At 45.1% G+C, this 714-nt stretch carries 2 protein-coding genes; both read right to left on the reverse strand.

Going from position 1 to position 714, the window contains the following annotated elements; translation table 11 throughout:
- A partial coding sequence (locus HMPREF9999_RS10590) for a hypothetical protein (RefSeq protein ID WP_009437303.1) occupies positions 1 to 280 on the reverse strand: 280 nt, incomplete at its 3' end.
- A 231-nt stretch (positions 281 to 511) separates the two neighbouring features.
- The coding region (locus HMPREF9999_RS10450; RefSeq protein WP_009437304.1) for a hypothetical protein at positions 512 to 714 on the reverse strand (203 nt) is incomplete at its 5' end.

Here is a 714-nt window from a genome sequence, read left to right on the forward strand (position 1 = left end):
AGCGCAGTCCGAGTTCGGCAGTTGGTTGAAATCCTGCATACGTCCAAGGATTACCCTCGTCAGACATCGAAAGGCCAAGTTTTCCCACGGCAGAAAACTTCCCGCCAATGGGCCGTTCATAGCTCACGCCACTCAGCACGCCCACTTCGGCTGCCAGTTTTGGCTCTGGTTTGTAAGGAGTGGTCGATATTTTAGGGAATCCAATGATACTGGACAAGCCAACAAGCATTTTCATCATAAATTCCATCACCTCTCCTGAAGAAGAATCTAGGAAATACATAATTGTCGATTACCAATACAAAATACGGCCAATCCATTCATTGCCATCTTGAGAAAAACAACATGCACATAGTAGGAAGTTCTTCATTGAAATAGATTGAAATAGATTATTAAGTTTATCCGTGCAAAGATAACAACAGCCTTCATTCCTTACAAGGAAATCCCCAATTAAATTTCAATATACCGTGCATTTCTAATTGGAGAGCATACAATGTATTTTTTATCCAACTCCTCAAAACCGATAGACGAGGCCGACATCGACGGGACAAGTGAGGCCACTTGTCTCGGTGCCATAGTTTTCGGGCTGATTGTAGAAATCCTCTTGCGCTGAGGTGCGGAGATAACCATGCGCGCCGATGCCGATTTGTGTTTTCAATGCCCAGCGTGGATTGAGATTCCACGTGCGCCCCCACACAAGAGAGTAGTCAAATGCGG

This window comes from Alloprevotella sp. oral taxon 473 str. F0040 (assembly GCF_000318095.2).
In the GTDB taxonomy this organism is placed as follows: domain Bacteria; phylum Bacteroidota; class Bacteroidia; order Bacteroidales; family Bacteroidaceae; genus Alloprevotella.